At 66.4% G+C, this 19704-nt stretch carries 16 protein-coding genes; 4 read left to right on the forward strand and 12 right to left on the reverse strand.

From position 1 onward, the window contains the following. The first annotated feature begins 88 nt into the window (after positions 1-88). Positions 89-838, forward strand: a complete 750-nt coding sequence (locus PSEEN_RS12310; protein WP_011533839.1) for a FadR/GntR family transcriptional regulator — start codon at positions 89-91, stop codon at positions 836-838. Positions 839-928: 90 nt separating this feature from the next. Here PSEEN_RS12310 and PSEEN_RS12315 read toward each other — a convergent pair whose 3' ends face one another. From PSEEN_RS12315 to PSEEN_RS12370, 12 genes are all read right to left on the reverse strand, one after another. Then, positions 929-2509 carry an aldehyde dehydrogenase (NADP(+)) gene (locus PSEEN_RS12315; RefSeq protein WP_011533840.1) on the reverse strand — a complete coding sequence of 527 codons (1581 nt, stop codon included), beginning with the start codon at positions 2507-2509 and terminating at the stop codon, positions 929-931. Between the two features lie 143 nt (positions 2510-2652). Next, a complete protein-coding gene (gene garD / locus PSEEN_RS12320; protein WP_011533841.1) occupies positions 2653-4206 on the reverse strand; it encodes a galactarate dehydratase in 1554 nt (517 codons plus the stop codon). Positions 4207-4283: 77 nt separating this feature from the next. Continuing rightward, positions 4284-5633 (reverse strand): MFS transporter, encoded by a 1350-nt coding sequence (locus PSEEN_RS12325; protein WP_011533842.1) that lies wholly within the window; start codon positions 5631-5633, stop codon positions 4284-4286. 115 nt (positions 5634-5748) lie between these two features. Next, the gene (kdgD, locus tag PSEEN_RS12330; protein ID WP_011533843.1) at positions 5749-6666 is read right to left on the reverse strand and encodes a 5-dehydro-4-deoxyglucarate dehydratase; all 918 of its coding nucleotides are present in this window, start codon (positions 6664-6666) and stop codon (positions 5749-5751) included. 375 nt (positions 6667-7041) lie between these two features. Next, entirely contained in the window at positions 7042-7851 is an 810-nt protein-coding gene (locus PSEEN_RS12335) for a gamma-glutamyl-gamma-aminobutyrate hydrolase family protein (protein WP_011533844.1), read from the reverse strand. Positions 7852-8172: 321 nt separating this feature from the next. Then, complete coding sequence (locus PSEEN_RS12340) at positions 8173-9813, reverse strand: hypothetical protein (protein ID WP_011533845.1); 1641 nt, start codon at positions 9811-9813, stop codon at positions 8173-8175. Between the two features lie 358 nt (positions 9814-10171). After that, entirely contained in the window at positions 10172-10963 is a 792-nt protein-coding gene (locus PSEEN_RS12345) for an amino acid ABC transporter ATP-binding protein (protein ID WP_011533846.1), read from the reverse strand. A gap of 24 nt (positions 10964-10987) precedes the next feature. Further along, a complete protein-coding gene (locus tag PSEEN_RS12350) occupies positions 10988-12232 on the reverse strand; it encodes an NAD(P)/FAD-dependent oxidoreductase (RefSeq protein WP_011533847.1) in 1245 nt (414 codons plus the stop codon). Positions 12233-12248: 16 nt separating this feature from the next. Beyond that, on the reverse strand, positions 12249-12959 hold the full coding sequence (locus PSEEN_RS12355) for an ABC transporter permease (RefSeq protein ID WP_011533848.1): 711 nt from the start codon (positions 12957-12959) through the stop codon (positions 12249-12251). Further along, on the reverse strand, positions 12956-13675 hold the full coding sequence (locus PSEEN_RS12360) for an ABC transporter permease (RefSeq protein ID WP_011533849.1): 720 nt from the start codon (positions 13673-13675) through the stop codon (positions 12956-12958). The genes PSEEN_RS12355 and PSEEN_RS12360 overlap by 4 nt, the downstream gene beginning before the upstream one ends. Positions 13676-13842: 167 nt before the next feature. Next, complete coding sequence (locus tag PSEEN_RS12365) at positions 13843-14595, reverse strand: transporter substrate-binding domain-containing protein (protein WP_011533850.1); 753 nt, start codon at positions 14593-14595, stop codon at positions 13843-13845. A 26-nt stretch (positions 14596-14621) separates the two neighbouring features. Beyond that, on the reverse strand, positions 14622-15485 hold the full coding sequence (locus tag PSEEN_RS12370) for a MurR/RpiR family transcriptional regulator (RefSeq protein ID WP_044488066.1): 864 nt from the start codon (positions 15483-15485) through the stop codon (positions 14622-14624). A gap of 143 nt (positions 15486-15628) precedes the next feature. On the opposite strand from PSEEN_RS12370, the gene PSEEN_RS12375 reads away from it, so the two are divergent. From PSEEN_RS12375 to PSEEN_RS12385, 3 genes are all read left to right on the forward strand, one after another. Beyond that, on the forward strand, positions 15629-16654 hold the full coding sequence (locus PSEEN_RS12375; protein ID WP_044488068.1) for an Ldh family oxidoreductase: 1026 nt from the start codon (positions 15629-15631) through the stop codon (positions 16652-16654). A 244-nt stretch (positions 16655-16898) separates the two neighbouring features. After that, complete coding sequence (locus PSEEN_RS12380) at positions 16899-18095, forward strand: amino acid aminotransferase (protein ID WP_011533853.1); 1197 nt, start codon at positions 16899-16901, stop codon at positions 18093-18095. Positions 18096-18335: 240 nt separating this feature from the next. Then, positions 18336-19616 carry a serine/threonine transporter gene (locus PSEEN_RS12385; protein ID WP_011533854.1) on the forward strand — a complete coding sequence of 427 codons (1281 nt, stop codon included), beginning with the start codon at positions 18336-18338 and terminating at the stop codon, positions 19614-19616. Positions 19617-19704: the final 88 nt, after the last annotated feature.

Genomic DNA, 19704 nt, shown 5'->3' on the forward strand with positions numbered 1-19704 from the left:
CACGCATGAAAACCCTGGCGGATGTATGTGATCGTACAACTGCTTGCGGTATCATCTCGCCTGTCTTTCACAACCCGACGCACAAGGCATGACAGAGCAGCAGGTACAGGCACGGACCCGGCGCAAGCCGCGCAGTCTGGCCCAGGAACTGGTCACGGTGCTGACCGAGCGCATTCGCAGCGGCCAACTCAAGCGCGGCGACAAGCTGCCCACCGAATCGCAGATCATGGCCGAGGAAGGGGTCAGCCGCACCGTGGTGCGCGAGGCCATCTCGCGGTTGCAGGCGGCCGGCCAGGTCGAGACCCGCCACGGCATCGGCACCTTCGTGCTGGACGCCCCGAGCACCGGTGGTTTTCGCATCGACCCGGCAACCATCGTCACCCTGCGCGAGGTGCTGGCGGTGCTGGAGCTGCGTATTGCCCTGGAGATCGAGTCGGCGGGGTTGGCCGCGCAGCGGCGCAGCGACGAGGAACTGGCCGGCATGCGCGCCGCGCTGGACGAGCTCAACGAAGGCGCTGCCCATGCCTCGGACGCGGTCTCGGCGGACTTCCAGTTCCACCTGCGGATCGCCCAGGCCAGTGGTAACCATTACTTCGCCGACATCATCAACCACCTGGGGACCAGCATCATCCCGCGCACCCGGTTGAACTCGGCGCGCCTGGCCCATGATGACCAGGCCCATTACCTGGGGCGGCTGATGCACGAGCACGAGGCCATCTACGAGGCGATTGCCCGGCGTGACAGCGAAGGGGCGAAGATGGCCATGCGCCTGCACTTGAGCAATAGCCGCGAGCGCTTGCGCCAGGCCCATGAAGAGGCCGAGGCGCGCGTGAAGTAGGCGTGAAGGCCTGTTCGCCGGCAAGCCGGCTCCTACGGGTTCGGCGCGGTACCTGTAGGAGCCGGCTTGCCGGCGAAAGGGCCGGTACTGTCAGATCGCCCCGTCGCGCCACTGCCCATTCACCAGGCGCCGCAGCCCCAGCGGATTACTGTCGCGCAAGGCTTCCGGCAACAACGCCTGCGGATAGTTCTGGTAGCACACCGGCCGCAGGAAACGGTCGATGGCCAGGGTCCCGACCGACGTGCCACGGGCATCGGAGGTGGCCGGATACGGCCCGCCATGGACCATGGCGTCACACACTTCCACCCCGGTCGGGTAGCCGTTGACCAGGATCCGCCCGACCTTCTCCTCCAGCAACGGTACCAGCCAGGCAAAGGCCTCGAAGTCCTCCGGCTCGCCAATCAGCGTGGCGGTCAGTTGGCCGCGCAGGCCTAGCAGGGCGTCGCGCAATTGCTGGTCGTCCTGCACGGCGACAGCCACGGTGGCCGGGCCGAAGACTTCTTCCTGCAACAACGGGTCGGCGTTCACCAGCAGGCGTGCATCAGCCTGGAACAGCTGGGCCTGAGCTTGACCGCCTGCCTGGGCCTGACCGGCCAGGTGCCGGATGCCAGCATGGGCTTGCAGGTGCTCCAGGCCCCCCACGTAGCTGCGCAGACCGCCCGCGTTGAGCAGGGTCTGGCCGGGTTGTGCGGCCAGGTGCTGGCCAAGGTCTGTGAGCAACTGGCTGAACTGCGGCGATTGCAGGCCGATGACCATGCCGGGGTTGGTGCAGAACTGCCCAGCCCCCAGGCACACGGAGCCGGCCAGTTCGCGGGCAATGGCATTGCCACGCTTGGCCAGGGCGCCGGGCAGGACGATCACCGGGTTGATGCTGGACATCTCGGCGAACACCGGGATTGGCTGCGGGCGCTCGGCGGCCATGCGGCACAGGGCGTCGCCACCCTTGAGCGAGCCGGTGAAACCGACCGCCTGGATGGCCGGGTGCTTGACCAGCCACTCGCCGACACCGCCCCCGAAGACCATGTTGAACACGCCCTTGGGCATGCCGGTACGTTCCGCGGCGCGCAGGATGGCGCAGGCCACCAGGTCGGCAGTGGCCATGTGGCCGCTGTGGGCCTTGAACACCACCGGGCAACCGGCGGCCAGGGCGGCGGCGGTATCGCCACCGGCCGTGGAGAAGGCCAGCGGGAAGTTGCTGGCGCCGAACACGGCGACCGGGCCGACGCCGATGCGCATCTGGCGGATATCCACCCGAGGCAGGGGCTGGCGTTCGGGCTGGGCCAGGTCGATGCGCGCGCCGAGGTAGTCGCCACGGCGCAGCACCTGGGCGAACAGGCGCATCTGCCCGCTGGTGCGGCCACGTTCACCCTGAATGCGCGCGGTCGGCAGGGCGGTTTCACGGCAGACGATGGCGACGAAGGCATCGTCCAGTTCGTCCAGCTCGGCGGCGATGGCTTCGAGGAACTCGGCGCGGCGTGCCGGTGGCAACTGGCGGAACGCGGCGAAAGCAGTGGCCGCGGCGCGGGCGGCCTGGTCGACTTCACCTTCGGTGGCCTGGGCGAAGCTGCAGGGCAGGGCCTCGCCGGTGGTGGCGTCCAGGCTCTGCAGGCGTTGTGCGCCGGCGGCGCTGCGCTGGCCGGCGATGAAATTGTGGCCGAGGATCTCGGGCATGGAGTGCTCCTTTACGTGAGAAGGGAAGACGGCGCGCCGACCTGTAGGAGCGGGTTTACCCGCGAACACCCGCGAAGCGGGTGCCAGACAACGCGGTGTCTGATTCGCGGGTGAACCCGCTCCTACAGGGTTCGGTTGCACTTTCAGGTGATGGGGGCGGGGTTGAACAGGGTGATGTCGTTGTGCAACCGGTGCTTTTCGGCCCAGGTCTGCCGGCGACCGCTGGCGACGTCCAGGTAGTAGTGGAACAGCTCCCAGCCCAGCTCTTCGATGGTCGCCCGGCCAGTGGCGATGCGCCCGGCGTCGATGTCGATCAGGTCGGGCCAGCGCTGCGCCAGTTCGCTGCGGGTGCACACCTTGACCACCGGTGCCATGGCCAGGCCGTAGGGGGTGCCACGGCCGGTGGTGAACACGTGCAGGTTCATCCCGGCCGCCAGTTGCAAGGTGCCGCAGACGAAGTCGCTGGCCGGTGTGGCGCAGAACACCAGGCCCTTGTGCGTAACCCGCTCGCCCGGGCCGAGCACGCCCTGGATGGCGCCGCTGCCGGACTTGACGATCGACCCCAGGGCTTTCTCGACGATGTTCGACAACCCGCCTTTCTTGTTACCCGGTGTGGTGTTGGCGCTGCGGTCGGCCGCGCCCTGCTGCAGGTAGCGGTCGTACCAGTCCATCTCGCGCACCAGCGCGTCGGCCACTTCCGGGGTTTCGGCGCGGGAGGTGAGCATGTAGATGGCGTCGCGCACTTCGGTGACTTCCGAGAACAGCACCGTGGCGCCGGCGCGCACCAGCAGGTCGGCGGCATAGCCCAGCGCCGGGTTGGCGGTGATGCCGGAGAAGGCGTCGCTGCCGCCGCACTGCATGCCGAGGATCAGTTCGCTGGCCGGCACGGGCTCGCGGCGGCGCTGGTCGAGCTTTCTCAGACGGGTTTCGGCCAGGGCCATGATCTGCTCGATCATTTCGACGAAGCCCAGCGAGGCATCCTGCAGGCGATACAGCCAGGGTTCGCTGAGGTCCACCGACGGGTCGTCGTCGTGCATCACCTGGCCGGCCTGGAGTTTTTCGCAGCCCAGGCTTATTACCAGGGCCTCGCCACCGAGGTTGGGATTGCGCGCCAGGTTGCGCACGGTGCGGATCGGGATGTACGCGTCGCGGGCGTTGATCGCCACGCCACAGCCGTAGCTGTGGGTGAGGGCGACCACGTCGTCGACGTTGGGGTACTTGGGCAGCAGTTCGCTGCGGATGCGCTTGACCGCATGATCGAGCACGCCGGTCACGCACTGCACGGTGGTGGTGATGCCGAGGATGTTGCGGGTGCCGACGGTGCCGTCCTGGTTGCGGTAGCCCTCGAAGGTGAAGCCTTCCAATGGCGGCAGCGCCGCAGGCACGGCGTCGCAACGTGGCAGGCTGTCCAGTTCGGGCGCGGCCGGCATGCGCAGTTGGTCTTCCTGCACCCAGCTGCCCTGGCGCAGGTCTTCCAGGGCATAACCGATGACCTGCCCGTAGCGGCGCACCGCTTCACCCTGACGGATGTCGACGGTGGCCACCTTGTGGCTCTGCGGCACGCCCTCGACCAGGGTCAGGCCATCGGCAAAGCGCGCGCCTTCGCCCAGGCCGCCGTCGTTGACCACCACCACGACGTTGTCGTCGGCGTGCAGGCGGACGTAGCGGGGCGACTCGGAATGTTCGATCAACTGCATGGTCAGGCCCTTCTTGTCATTCATTCAGGCTTCGTTCTGCTGCCAGCGCCTGGGGTGCAGGCGCCGACGTGGTTCGCTTACGGGCGTGCCAGCTCAGCGCCGGGCGCGGGTTGCTCCTTTGGGGGCTGTTCGAGCTCGATGCGTTTGATCGGGCCGACGATCACCAGGTAGCTGAACACCGCCACCAGCGCGTTGGCGCCCACATACACCAGGGCCCACTTGAACGAGCCGGTGGCACTGATGATGTAGCCGATGACGATGGGGGTGGTGATCGAGGCGATGTTGCCGAAGGTGTTGAACAAGCCACCCGACAGCCCGGCGATCTGCTTGGGCGAGGTGTCGGCGACCACCGCCCAGCCCAGCGCGCCAATGCCCTTGCCGAAGAACGCCAGGGTCATGAAGCCGACCACCATCCACTCGGCGTCGACGTAGTTGCAGAACACCATGGTGGTCGACAGCAGCAGGCCGCAGACGATCGGCAGCTTGCGCGAGAAGGTCAGCGAGTGGCCACGGCGCAGCAGCCAGTCCGAGATCACACCACCCAGCACGCCACCGATGAAGCCGCACACCGCCGGCAGCGAAGCGATGAAGCCGGCCTTGAGGATGGTCATGCCGCGCTCCTGCACCAGGTACACCGGGAACCAGGTCAGGAAGAAGTAAGTAATGGCGTTGATGCAGTACTGGCCCAGGTACACGCCCAGCAGCATGCGGCTGGTCAGCAGCTGCTTGATGTAGCCCCATTTCGGGCCGTCGTTGCCGCGCTTCTGGTCCATGTCCACCAGGCCGCCGTTGTGCTCGATGTGGTCGAGCTCGGCCTGGCTGATGCGTGGGTGCTGGCGTGGGTTGTGGATGGTCTTGAGCCAGACCATCGAGAACACGATGCCCAATGCCCCCATGACCACGAACACGTGCTCCCAGCCGAAGGTGAACACGATCCAGCCCATGATCGGCGCGAACAGCGCCGTGGCGAAGTACTGCGCCGAGTTGAAGATCGCCGAGGCGGTGCCGCGCTCCTGGGTCGGGAACCAGGCCGCGACGATACGGGCGTTGCCGGGGAACGACGGCGCTTCGGCGAAACCTACCAGGAAGCGCAGGGTGAACAGGGTGACCACCGCCCAGGCCACCGGCAGGCCGCCGACGAAGCCTTGCAGCAGGGTGAACAGCGACCAGGTGAAGATGCTGAAGGCGTAGACGTTTTTCGAACCGAAGCGGTCGAGCAGCCAGCCGCCAGGGATCTGCCCGGCCACGTAGGCCCAGCCGAAGGCGGAGAAGATGTAGCCGAGGGTGACCGCGTCGATGCCCAGGTCTTTCTGCAGGCTGGAGCCGGCGATGGCGATGGTGGCGCGGTCGGCATAGTTGATGGTGGTCACCAGGAACAGCATCAACAGGATCAGGTAGCGCACATGCGTCTTTTTCGTCGCTTGCATGCTGTGTACTCCCACTCGTTATTTTTATGCGGGCTTGTAGTCGTCATTTTGTTGCGCCAAGGCAGGGCGCGAGGGCCGGGGCGATCAGCGGGTGGGCGAAGCACCCCGGGCCTGGTTACACGGTTTGCGGGCCCATCTTGTCCATCAGCGCGGCGAGCATCTCGTACTCCTGCGCGGTCAGGTCGGTCAGCGGCGTGCGCACGGGGCCTGCGTCGTAGCCGGCGATCCTGGCCCCGGCCTTGACGATGCTCACGGCGTAACCGGCCTTGCGGTTGCGAATATCCAGGTACGGCAGGAAGAAATCGTCGATCAGCTTGGCCACGGTGGCGTGATCGTCGCGGGCGATGGCGTGGTAGAAGTCCATCGCCGTCTTCGGCACGAAGTTGAACACCGCCGAGGAGTACACCGGCACGCCCAGGGCCTTGTACGCCGCAGCATACACCTCGGCGGTGGGCAGGCCACCCAGGTAGCTGAAGCGATCACCCAGGCGGCGGCGAATCGACACCATCAGCTCAATGTCGCCCAGGCCGTCCTTGTAGCCGATCAGGTTCGGGCAGCGCTCGGCCAGGCGTTCCAGCAGGTCGGCGTTCAGGCGGCAGACGTTGCGGTTGTACACCACCACGCCGATGTTGACCGCCTTGCACACCGCCTCGACATGGGCGGCGACGCCGTCCTGGCTGGCTTCGGTCAGGTAGTGGGGCAGCAGCAGCAGGCCCTTGGCGCCCAGGCGTTCGGCCTCCTTGGCGTATTCGATGGCCTGGCGGGTCGAGCCACCGACGCCGGCGAGGATCGGCACCGAAGTGGCGCAGGTGTCGACCGCGGTCTTGATCACCTGGCTGTATTCGCTGGCGGCCAGGGAGAAGAACTCACCGGTGCCGCCGGCGGCGAACAGGGCGCTGGCGCCGTAGGGGGCGAGCCATTCCAGGCGCTTGACGTAGCCGGCCGGGTTGAAGTCGCCCTGGGCGTCGAAGTCGGTGACGGGGAACGACAGCAGGCCGTGGGAGAGGATGGATTGCAGTTCTTGTGGGGTCATTGTTGTAGGCATCCTGTGGCGCTTGGAAAAGGAAGGTGAACCAAGGTTAGAGGTAAGTTATCGTACAACATGTGCGATGACTAGACCCTCGCCACAGAATTTTTGCAGATGCCTCATCGCGGATGAATCCGCTCCTACAGGATCGCGCCAGTCTGTAGGAGCGGATTCATCCGCGATGAGGCCACCGCAGACGGGATGACTTTCGCAAGTCATCGTATCTCTTGATGAGGGGGAAGGAAAAAAAAGATCGCGGAGACAGGCACAAACCCGCCGCCCGCTTCCACGGGATATGTTCTGGGACCAGCAGAGGGTGACCGGGGAAACGGGGGCGGCCTTGCGCCGCCCCGCGATCAAAGCTAACGAAGCTTCGGTGGATCAGGCAGCCTGGTGGTGCTTGACCTGGGCCTTGCGAACCTGCGCGCGGCAGGCGTCGCCGAAGGCCTGGAACATCTTGATCGAGTCAGGGTTCTTCGCCGCCTGCCACTCGGGGTGCCACTGCACCGCGAACAGGAAGGGCGAGAGTGTCGGGGCGTGAATGGCCTCGACCAGGCCGTCCTCGGCGTGGGCGATCGGCTCGATGCCAGCACCCAGGTTGCGCAGGCCCTGGCCATGCAGCGAGTTGACGCGGATCTCGTCGGTGCCCAGGGTGTCGCGCAACCAGCTGCCAGGCTTGATCTTCACGCCATGGACCGCCGCGTACTGGACATCGACCGGGTCTTCCGGGTTTTCCCGGTGGTCGTTGAAGCCTGGCTCGGCGTAGACCTTCTGGTAGATATCGCCACCCAGGGCCACGTTGATTTCCTGCATGCCGCGGCAGATGCCGAAGATCGGCAGGCCGCGCTTGATCGCCGCCTTGACCAGTGGGATGTCGAACAGGTCGCGGTTCTGGTCCTGGCCCTTGCCGGGGGTCTGGTTGTCCTGGCCGTAGAGCGCCGGGTCGATGTTGCTGCCGGCACCGGTCAGGTACACACCGTCGGCCATGTCCAGGTAAGTCTCGAGATCCTCGGTGCCGCAGCAGGTGGGCACCAGGACCGGGACGCAACCGGCGAACTCGACCAGCGGGGTGATGTATTTGTGGGTCATGACCTGGTAGTCATGGCCTTTGCGCTCTTGGCTGCCCATGGTCATCAGGACGACGGGTTTGCGCAGGGAGGGTTGCTTGTTGCCAATGTTGCTGTTGGACATATGTCACCTTGAGACAGGTCATGCCTGTCGTTGTTGTGCAGGCGCACGGCCGGGGCCATGGGTGCAGCCTGTAGCCCCGAGCACTGCCGGCTCACCTGGGGCGATGCCGGTCGGGGCATGACTCATAGCTTGCCAGAGCCGTTCGATATGTCAAACGAGTGGCAGGGGGCTCAGGCGCCGAGTTTCGGGGATTGGAGGGCGTCGGGGCCTTTGGCGACAAGGGTTTGACGGGGGTTGAAGTCAATAATACTTAACGACGCAGTCGGTTCATTGCACGGCTGCAATGAAGCCTGCCCGCCGTTGCGGCGGGCAGGCGCGCGATCAGTCGTCGAGGCGCTCGAGCACGCCGAAGCCATAGCCGCCCAGCAGGTCGGCACGGATGCGCTCGCCCAGCGGTTGCACGTGGTTTTGCAGCGGTGCCAGCCAGTCGATGGCGTGGCTGGCCAGGCGTGCGCTCAGGGCCAGGCTGTCGCCGCCCTGTTGCGGCAGGGCCGTGGCCGGCACGCTGGGCTTGCCGGCCAGCCATGGCAGGCTGGCCAGCAGCAGCGTGTACAGCACCAGCAGCTTGACGTAGAGCCCCAGCGGCAGCGGCTGCACCAGGCGCACCAGGTAGGTCAGCGCCCTGAACAGGTGCACGGTCAAGCCACAGAGGGCCAGTAGCAGGGCCAAGGCAGGGGTGACCAGGTCACGGTAGCTGTCGCGGCCGAGCGTCGACAGGTCGTCCGCTGCCGCCACCCGCTGCTTCATCAGCTCGCGGGCATCGTGTTGCAGCGCTGGCTGGTAGGCCATGCGCGCGAAGGCGTCCTGGGTGAGATAGGCGTACAACGTGATGCCGGGCGGCAGGCTCAGGGCCTGGCGCCATTGTGCCTGGACTGCGGCCACGGCGAGGAACTCCGGGCGGCCCAGGCCGGGTTCGATCCAGCCGGCATCGATGCGTTCCTGGATCAGTTCGGCGTACTGGTTGCGCGCCTCGCGGCGTACCTGGCGGGCCACCGCCTTGTTGAAGCCGACGCGGTCCTCGGGTTGCCAGAGGTCGTTGACCGGTACCCCCATCTGCTCGCGCAGCACATGGCGAACAGGCTGCCATTCACTGACCGGCAGGTTCCACGGGTTGTAGTTGCGCCCGCGCTTGGTCAGCAGGCGCTGGTAGTCGGTCCAGGCCTGGCCCTGGCGCTGGAGGATCGCCATGCGGCTGGTGGCGCCGTAGTAGAACAGGCTGGCGCGCCGGTACTGGCGGTAGTTGTCTTCCAGCTTGGCGGTGGCCGCGCGGTAGTTGTCGTAGTTGCGCGCCAGGCCGCCGCGCTGGCGGTCGGCCAACTGTTCGAAGAACGCCTGCGGGGCCAGGCCCTCGATGGCGGGCAGCGGGGTGATGGCCGGCAGGCGCAGGGCCAACTCGGCCAGGCGCAGCTTGCCTTCGGGGCTGCGCAGATCGGCCGCGGTGGCGCTTTGGCCGTCCAGGCGCAGGTCATGGTTGAGCATCTGGTTGAACAACGGGATACCGAATGCCGCCTGGGCTTCCTGCTGCGGGCTGGCGCGCTCGACCAGCGCATCCACCAGCAGGCGCTGGGCATGGTAGCCCAGGTACACACTGGTGCCGCAGATGATCAGCGCCCACAGCAGCGTGCGGCCGAAGCCCCAGGCCTGGCGCATGCTCTTGCGCAGCAGGCAACTGAGCACCAGCAGGCCGACCGACGCGGCGGTCAGCCATTGGCCGTGCACGGCGAGCTGTTGCAGCCGGGTGTGGTAGGCCAGGGTGCCGACCACATCGGTCAGGCGTGCGCAGAAGGCGAGGGTGACCAGCAGGTAGGCCAGGGTCGGCAGCAGCATCACCTGCGCCAGGCGGCGTTGCTGGTCGCGGGTCAGCGGCAGGTTGCCGCCCCACAGGGCCAGGGCCAGGCGTTGCAGGGGCGAACGTTCATGGCTGGCGGGGTAGGCCGAGCGGCGGAGCAGGGCGCCGATCATCGGGCGTTACCGGATGAATGGGCGAAGCAGGAAAAGGCAAGGCTGACCGAAGAGGTCGCAGGGGTGTTCACGCGCGGCGTTCCTTGTCGAGGCAATGGTGCGTCCAGGGTTGCCGCGCGATAGTAGCATGCTGATGGCGGATTCGTGCCGCAGTAGGCACGATCCTTGTGGGAGCGGCCTTGTGTCGCGAAAGGGCCGCAAAGCGGCCCCAGCAATCATTGTATCGACTCTAAGATCCAGGGGCTGCTACGCAGCCCTTTCGCGACACAAGGCCGCTCCCACAGCATCCAGAGCTCACCGCATACCTGTAGGAGCCAGCCTTGCTGGCGAACACCGGCAAAGCCGGTGCCACCGTTCGCTAATGCAGGATCTGCTTGAGAAACGCCTGCGCCCGCGCCGTACGCGGTTGCCCGAAGAACACCTCTGGCGGGCTGTCCTCGATGATCTGCCCTCCCTCCAGGAACAGCACCCGCTCGGCCACCTGGCGCGCAAAGCCCATTTCATGGGTGACACAGAGCATGGTCATGCCGGTGCCTGCCAATTGCACCAGCACATCCAGCACCTCGGCGACCATCTCCGGGTCCAGCGCCGAGGTCGGCTCGTCGAACAGCATGATCCGCGGCTTCATGCACAGCGCCCGGGCAATTGCCACGCGCTGCTGCTGGCCACCGGACAGCTGGCTGGGGTACTTGTGCGCCTGGCTCTCGATGCCGACCTTGCTCAGATACATCCGCGCCCGCTCCTCGGCGTCCTTGCGTGACAGCCCACGCACGCTCATCGGCGCCAGCAGGCAGTTGTCCAGCACGCTCATGTGCGGGAACAGGTTGAAATGCTGGAACACCATGCCGATCTCGCTGCGTACCTGGGCGGCCTGGCGCGTGGTGGTGGCGAGGTCGATGCCGCCGACCTGGATGCGGCCTTGCTCGGCTATCTCCAGGCGATTGATACAGCGGATCAGCGTCGACTTGCCCGAGCCGGAAGGGCCGCAGAGCACGATGCGCTCGCCCTCGCGCACCGACAGGTCGATATCGTGCAGCACATGGAAGGCGCCGTAGTGCTTGTTCAGGCCCTCGATGCGGATCAGCTCCGGGCGCGGGTCGGGTGCCGGGTGCAACGGGGCAAGGCTGGCAAGACTGGAGGATGCGGACATCGTTGTTGTTCTCCCGCTCTGGTTTCAGTCGAAGCGTGCGGCGCTGTAGGGCGCAGGGTCGGTGAAGGGATGCTGGCCGGTGAGCAGTTCCGCCAGCAGGCGGCCGCTGACCGGGCCCAGGGTCAGGCCGTGGTGGGCGTGGCCGAAGTTGAACCACAGGCCTTTGTGCCGTGGCGCGGGGCCGATCACCGGGCGCATGTCCGGCAGGCAGGGGCGCCGGCCCAGCCAAGGCTTGTCGTCCAGGCGCTCGCCCAGGGCCGGGAACAATTTGCGGGCCAGGGCTTCGCAGCGCCGCAGCTGGATTTCATTGGCGGCCGCGTCGCTGGCGGCGAACTCGATGCCGGTGGTCAGGCGTACGCCTCGGGCCATGGGCGCCAGCACATAGCCGCCCTGGGTGTCGCACACCGAGTGGCGCAGCTCGGCACCGTCGCGGGTGGCGTAGTGCATGTGGTAGCCGCGCTTGATCCCCAGGGGGAAGTCATAGCCCAGCGCTTCATAGAGCTCAGCCGACTGCGGCCCGAGGCAGGCCACCACCTCGTCGGCACGGACCGGGCCACGCTGCGTGTCCACCTGCCAGCCGCCGTCGACCTGGCGCAGGGTGCGCGCATCGCCGTGCAGGAACTGCCCGCCGCGCTGGACGAACAACCCGGCATAGCCACGGGTGAGGCCGCCAGGGTTGCTCACGGTCTTCGGGTCCAGCCAGTGGATGCCGCCGACCACGCCACCGTCGAGCTGCTGTTCGCGAGCCTGGAGTTGATCATGCTCGAGGATTTCGTAGCGCAGCCCATAGCGGGCCAAGCCAGGCAGTTCACGCTTGGCCTGTTCGAACAGCGCGCTGTCGCGGTACACCTCGATCCAGCCCTTGGCTTGCACGAGGTCCTGCAACCCGGCGGCGTCGATCAGCGCGTCGTGTTCCTCGACACTGCGCTGCACCAGCGGCAGCATGTCCGCGGCGGCCTTGGCCAGGCGCCCCGGCGCCGACTGCTGCCAGTAGCGCAACAGCCAGGGGGCGGCCTTGGGCAGGTGCGTCAGGCTGTAGCGCACGTCCGGTTGGCGGTTCAGGCCGTAGCGCAGCAGTGCGCCGAACTTGCGTGGGAAGGCGTAGGGGATCACGCTGGAGCGCTCGATCAGGCCGGCGTTGCCGTGGCTGGTGCCGCAGCCGGGCTCGTCGCGGTCGACCAGGATCACCTGGCGGCCACGCGCCTGCAAATGCAGCGCGGTGCTGACGCCGACGATGCCGGCGCCCAGAACGATGGTTTGGCAATGCATGGAGCGGTTCCTTCGGTCAGTTCAGGTGGCGGCCCAGGCGGGCCTCCAGATGTTTCAGGGTGCGGCGCACGAGCTCTACGATCAGCAGGTAGAGCACCGCCGCCCACAGGTAGATCTGGAAGTCGAAGCTGCGCGAGAAGGCCAGCTTGGTCACCCCCATCAGGTCGTAGATCGTCACCAGCGAGGCGATGGCGCTGGCCTTGATCATCATGATCAGCTCGTTGCCCAGCGGCCCGATGGCCACCAGCAGCGACTGCGGCAGGACCACCTTGAAGAAGGTGGTGGAGCGCTTGAGGTTCAACGCCCTGGCCGCCTCGTACTGCCCGGGTGCGACCGCCATCAGGCTGGCGCGGAATATCTCGGCCTGGTAGGCGGCGGTGTTGAGGGTGAAGGCGAGCAGGGCGCAGTACCAGGCCTCGCGGAAGAACCACCACAGCCCGACGTCCTGCCAGAAACCTTTCAGCGAGCCCAGGCCGTAGTACAGCAGGAACAACTGGGCCAGCAGCGGTGAGCCACGGAAAAAGTACACATAGCCCGCGGCCAGGCGTTGCAGCACACGGCTGCGCGACAGCCGCGCCAGGGCCAGCAGCATCCCCAGCAGCGCGCCGAGGGTGAACGAGATCGCCACCAGCTTGGCGGTTACCAGCAGGCCGTCAATGAAACGCGGGCCATAGCGCTCCAGCAGGTCCGGGTCGAGCACATAGGCCAGCAATTGCTCGAGGCTCATGGGCGGGCTCCTTGCAGGTGGCGGTTGTTGCGCCGCTCGAGCAGGGCGAAGACCCTGCCCGACAGCGCCGAGAACAGCAGGTAGACCAGGCAGGCGACGCCATAGAAGAACATTGGTTCCTTGGTCACGCTGACCGCCAGGTTGGTCTGGCGCATCAGGTCGATCAGCGAGATGGTCGAGACCAGCGAGGTGTCTTTCAGCAAGCTCAGCCAGTTGTTCGACAGGCCCGGCAGGGCGATGCGCGCCAGTTGTGGCAGCACCACCTTGAAGAACCCCGTACGCCGGCCCAGGCCGAGGGCCGAGCAGGCTTCCAGCTGACCCTTGGGCAGGGTCTTGAAGGCCATCAGCCAGATTTCGCTGGAGAACGCCGCGAACACCAGGCTGAAGGCGATCATCGCGGCTAGGAAAGTGTTGATCAGCACTTCGCCCGGGTAGCCCAGGGCGGCGAGGATCTTCTGCGCGGCGATCTGGCAGCCGTAGTAGATGATCAGCAGCGTGAGCAGTTCGGGCAGACCGCGGAACACCGTGGAGAAGGTGGTCGCCCAGGCCCGTGGCAGGCGCTTGCGTGAGCGGGCGGCCAGTGCCACGACCAGACCCAGCGGCAGGCCGATGGGCAGGCAGGCCAGGGCCAGCGACACGGTCACCAGGGCGCCGGCCAGCAGCGCCTGGCCCCAGCCGCCGCTGGCGAAGGAGAGCAGGGAGAGTTGATCGAGCATGAATTCACCCTCAGGTTCGGCATGTTTGGGGGCGCGCTGCGCCCCTTTCGCGACGCAAGGCCGCTCCCACAGATGCGGTGTACTCCCTGTGGGAGCGGCCTTGCCGAGGCGTCGGACCGGTCGGAAAGGGCTGCGCAGCAGCCCCAAGGTCCTTTCAGTCAACTGGATCAGTTGTAGATATCGAAGGCGAAGTACTTGCCCGCGATCTTCTGGTACGTGCCATTGGCCACGATCGCCGCCAGCGCCTCGTTCAACCGAGCGCGCAGGGCCTCGTCCTCCTTGCGCACGGCGATTGCCGCGTCGGCCTTGGTATTGGCGACATCCCCGAGGATCTTGCAGCAATCCTGGCCGTTCTTGCTCAACCACTCATGCAGCGGGAACTTGTCGGCGATCACCCCGTCCAGGCGCCCGGCGGCAAGGTCGGCGTTGGCTTCGTCCATGGTCGGGTACAGTTTCACCTCGGCGCCGGCCTTGCCGTACACGTCCTCGGCGTAGATGGCCTGGGTGGAAGAGGACTGGGCGCCGACCGTGTAGCCCTTGAAGTCGGTCTGCGCGTCGCTGATCTTGCTGTCCTTGGCCACCGCCACGGTCAAGGGGGTGCGGTAGTAATGGTCGGTGAAGGCGATCTTCTTGCGCCGCTCCTGGGTGTCGATCATCGAGGCGACCACGGCGTCATACTTGCGCGCCATCAGCGCCGGGATGATGCCTTCCCAGTCCTGCGCCACCAGGGTGCACTCCACCTTCATCTGCTCGCACAGGGCATGGGTGATATCGATGTCGAAGCCGTGCAACTGGTTATTGGCGTCGACGTAGTTGAAGGGCGGGTAGGCCCCCTCGGTGGCGAAGCGCAGGGTCTCGGCGCTGGCGTTGCCGGCCAGCCACAGGGCGCACGCACCCACCACAGCCATGGTTCTTTTCATCTCGCACCTCGGTCGTTGCACTCTTGCTATTGTTGTTTGCCCGCCGTGTAGCCGACGAACTCGTTATGTAGAGCGGCAGTTGCTTCCAAGCGTCTTTCAACATCCGGTCCGAGCTGCTTGCAGACCTCGTTGACCATCAGGTGCACCCACGACAGCATCGTCGCGGTGGATTCCCAGAACAGGTTGAACTCACTGGGGATGCGGAACACCTCGTCGGCGTTGGCATCGGCCCAGTCACAGAAGGTGTCGGTGACCAGCGTCACCGGGATGCCCAGCGCGCGCGCCTTCTGGCACAGCTGCAGGGCATGGCGTGAGTAGCGGCGCGCCTCGAACACCACCAGCGCGCAGTGTTCCGGGCGGCCCAGCAGCACTTCGCCGAAATGCCCGGCGCTGCCATCGACCAGCTGCACGCCGTCGCGCAGGTACTGCAGCAGGTGGCTCATGCACATGGCGATGCCGCGCTCGGTCTGGAACCCGGCGATGAATACCCGGGGCTTGTCGGCCAGGCGCCGGGCGACCTGTTGCCAGGCTTCGCCGCGGCTGTACTCGTGCACGCGCACCAGCGCGGCCATTTCCAGTTCCAGGCTGCCCGAGCGCTGGTCGTCCTCGGGTTGCTGGCGGAACTCCTGCAAGCGGTCACCCACCAGCCAGGGGCCGTCGCCCAGGTCGTTCTGCAGGTCCTGCTTGAGCGCCTTGAGGTGGGCGTAGCCGAGGGCGCGGCAGAACCGGCCGACGCTCGATTCGCTCACGCCCAGCTTGCCGGCGATGCTCGCCGAGGTCTGGAACGGCAGCTCGTGGAGGTTGGCGAGCATGTAGCTGGCGATCTGGCGGCCTGAGGCGGCTGCGGTGTGCAGGCTGCTTTCCAGGCGTTGCTTGATCGATTGGCTCATGGACGGCTCCGGCTGATTTCTGGCGTGAGAAAGAAAATGGATGTTTTCTGTCATCAAGTCAATATTTGACAGGTTGCTGTCATTGGCGGGAAAGTCTGTGCCGTTGCGCTGTAGCTATTCCAATTCCAAGAAAGGAGCTTCAGATGTCCTCACCGTCCACCGGCCCTGTCGTGCGCGTAGCCTTCAACGAATTGCAGGTGCTCTTGCAGTCGATCTTCGAGCGTCATGGTTGCAGCGCGGCGGTGGCCGCCGTGCTCGCCCACAACTGCGCCAGCGCCCAGCGCGACGGCGCCCATAGCCATGGGGTGTTCCGTATTCCCGGTTATGTCTCGACCCTGGCCAGCGGCTGGGTCGATGGCCGCGCCGAACCGCAGGTGACCGACCTGGCATCTGGCTATGTGCGGGTCGATGCCAAGGGTGGTTTCGCCCAGCCGGCGCTGGCGGCGGCTCGGCCGCTGCTGATGGAGAAGGCCCGGGCGGCGGGCATCGCGGTGCTGGCGATCCACAACTCCCACCATTTCGCCGCGCTATGGCCGGATGTCGAGCCCTTCGCCGACGAAGGCCTGGTGGCCCTGAGCGTGGTCAACAGCATGACCTGCGTGGTGCCCCATGGCGCGCGCAAGCCGCTGTTCGGTACCAACCCCATTGCCTTTGCCGCGCCATGCGCCGGGCATGACCCGATCGTCTTCGACATGGCCACCAGCGCCATGGCCCACGGCGACGTGCAGATCGCCGCCCGTGCGGGCGAGCAACTGCCGCCGGGCATCGGCGTGGATGCGGCCGGCCAGCCGACCACCGACCCCAAGGCGATTCTCGAGGGCGGGGCGCTGTTGCCGTTTGGCGGGCACAAGGGCTCGGCGCTGTCGATGATGGTCGAGTTGCTGGCCGCGGCGCTGACGGGGGGGAACTTCTCCTGGGAGTTCGATTGGGCGCAGCATCCGGGGGCGAAGACGCCGTGGACCGGGCAGTTGATCATCGTCATTGACCCGAGCAAGGCCGAGGGGGAGCGGTTTGCCCTGCGCAGCCGTGAGCTGGTGGAGCAGATGCAGGTGGCGGGGTTGACGCGCATGCCGGGGGAGCGGCGTTATCGGGAGCGCGAGGTGGCTGGGCGGGAAGGGGTGGCGTTGGGTGAGCGGGAGTTGGCGGAGTTGAAGGCGCTGGCGAGGTGAGGTTGGCCTGACGGGGGCCCTCAGGCGCCAGACGCAGTAGTTGCATCGCCTATCAGATCGAGCGCCGCCCGCGCGGCGCTCGATCTCAAGAGCGCCACTCGGCTCCCACCGCCCCCTTGAACCCCCGCACCTTTGCACCCCTGCACCGACCGCTTGCGCATCGGTGATGTTCCTGACGCCCGACTGCAGGTATCCTCGCCAGAGCCTTTCCCGAACTGTCCTGATTTCCAAGGAGCTGCACGCTGTGTTCAAACATGTCGATGCCTATGCCGGCGACCCGATCCTCTCGCTGATGGAAACCTTCAAGGCCGACCCGCGCGCCGACAAGGTCAACCTGAGTATCGGCCTGTACTACGACGAAGCCGGCGTGGTGCCGCAACTGGCGGCGGTGGGCGAGGTGGAAAAACGCCTGGCCGGCCAGCCCCACGAAGCCTCGCTGTACCTGCCGATGGAAGGCCTGGCCACGTATCGCCAGGCGATCCAGGCGCTGCTGTTCGGCGCCGACCACCCAGCCGTCACCGACGGCCGCGTGGCCACGGTGCAGACCGTCGGCGGTTCCGGCGCGCTGAAAGTCGGCGCCGACTTCCTCAAGCGCTACTTCCCGGGCTCCGAAGTCTGGGTCAGCAACCCGACCTGGGACAACCACCGGGCGATCTTCGAAGGCGCGGGCTTCAAGGTGCACACCTACCCGTACTTCGACCAGGCCACCCGTGGCGTGGACTTCGCCGGCATGCTCGCCGCCTTGCAAACACTGTCGGCCAACAGCATCGTCCTGCTGCACCCGTGCTGCCACAACCCCACCGGCGCCGACCTGACTGCCCAGCAGTGGCAACAGGTGGTCGAGGTGGTCAAGGCGCGTCAGCTGATCCCGTTCCTCGACATCGCCTACCAGGGCTTCGGCGAAGGCCTGGTGGAAGACGCCTTCGCCATCCGCGAGATGGCCCGTGCCGGCGTCCCCTGCCTGGTCAGCAACTCGTTCTCGAAAATCTTCTCGCTGTACGGCGAGCGGGTAGGGGGCCTGTCGGTGGTCTGCGACGACGCCGCCACCGCGGTCAGCGTGCTGGGCCAGCTCAAGGCCACCGTGCGCCGCAACTACTCCAGCCCGCCCGCGTTCGGCGCGCAACTGGTCGCCGGCGTGCTCGGCGAAGCCGGCCTGAACGCCCAGTGGGAGGCGGAGGTCGAGGTGATGCGCAAGCGCATTCTCGAAATGCGCCAGGGCCTGGTCGATCTGCTCGGTGAACTGCTGCCGGGCCAGGACTTCCAGTTCTTCCTGCGCCAGCGCGGCATGTTCAGCTACACCGGTTTCAGCGTCGAACAGGTGCGCCGCCTGCGCGACGAGTTCGGCGTGTACCTGATCGACAGCGGCCGCATGTGCATGTCCGGCCTGCGCCCGGCCAACCTGCGCCAGGTGGCCGAGGCGTTCGCCGCCGTGCAGAAGTAACCAAGCCGTTCGCCGGCAAGCCGGCTCCTACGCGCCCTGTAGGAGCCGGCTTGCCGGCGAACCCGGCTACCCGCGTTTTCCCCTTCTTGTAAAGACAAGTGCAACCGTCTCTCGGACGGGGCTTCCCCAAGTGCAACCTTTGCATGCACAATCGCGCCCCTCTTCCCCGGTTGAGTTAGGCGAATCGTCTAGTTCGCCATTCTCAGCCTGTTGCAGTCTTGCGAGTGGAGCTTCACCCGGATGAATGAGCAGGCCCCAAGCGTTGAACAACGCTTTGTAGAATCGACCCCCGCCACCCTCGGCAGCTGGTCGCGTCACGACACCACCTGGATGCTGGGCCTGTTCGGCACGGCCATCGGCGCCGGAACCCTGTTCCTGCCCATCAACGCCGGCCTCGGCGGTTTCTGGCCGCTGCTGGTCCTGGCCGTGCTGGCCTTCCCCATGACCTACTTCGCCCACCGCGGGCTGACCCGCTTCGTGCTCTCCGGCAGCAAGGGCGGCGACATCACCGAAGTGGTCGAAGAGCACTTCGGCATCAAGGCCGGCGCGCTGATCACCGTGCTGTACTTCTTCGCCATCTTCCCGATCCTGCTGATCTACAGCGTGGCCCTGACCAACACCGTCGGCAGCTTCCTGGAGCACCAGCTGCACATCGCGCCACCGCCGCGGGCGATCCTCTCGTTCGTGCTGATTCTCGGCCTGCTGGCCATCGTGCGCTGCGGCGAGCAGGCCACGGTCAAGGTCATGAGCCTGCTGGTGTACCCGTTCATCGTCGCCCTGGCGCTGCTGGCCCTGTACCTGGTGCCGCACTGGACCGGCGGCATCCTCGACACCGCCGCGCAAGTGCCATCGGGCTCGGCGTTCCTGCACACCGTGTGGCTGGCCATTCCGGTGATGGTGTTCTCGTTCAACCACTCGCCGATCATCTCGGCCTTCGCCGTCGACCAGAAGCGCCGCTACGGCGACCACGCCGACGAGCGCAGCGGCCAGATCCTGCGCCGCGCCCACCTGCTGATGGTGCTGATGGTGCTGTTCTTCGTGTTCAGCTGCGTGCTGACCCTGAGCAGCGCCCAATTGGCCGAGGCCAAGGCACAGAACCTGTCGATCCTGTCGTACCTGGCCAACCACTTCGAGCAGCCGGCGATTGCCTTCGCCGCGCCCTTGATCGCCTTCATCGCCATCGCCAAGTCGTTCCTGGGCCACTACATCGGTGCCAGCGAAGGCCTCAAGGGCATGATCGTCAAGACCGGCCTGCGCCCGGGCGCCAAGGCCCTGGACCGCATGGTCGCCGCGCTGATGCTGGTGGTGTGCTGGATCGTCGCCACCCTCAACCCGAGCATCCTGGGCATGATCGAGTCGCTGGGCGGCCCGATCATCGCCGTGCTGCTGTTCCTGATGCCGATGTACGCCATCCGTCGCGTGCCGTCGATGCGCAAGTACAGCGGCGCGCTGTCCAACGTATTCGTGGTGGTCGTCGGCCTGGTGGCCCTGACCTCGGTGGTGTACGGCCTGCTGGCCTGATCCACGCCTGAGCGATACAAATGCCCGGGGCGGTTGTCGCCACCCGGGCATTTTTTTGTCCACAGGAATTGTCCGGCAATAGAACAAT

The sequence above is a fragment of the Pseudomonas entomophila L48 genome (assembly GCF_000026105.1).
GTDB lineage: Bacteria > Pseudomonadota > Gammaproteobacteria > Pseudomonadales > Pseudomonadaceae > Aquipseudomonas > Aquipseudomonas entomophila.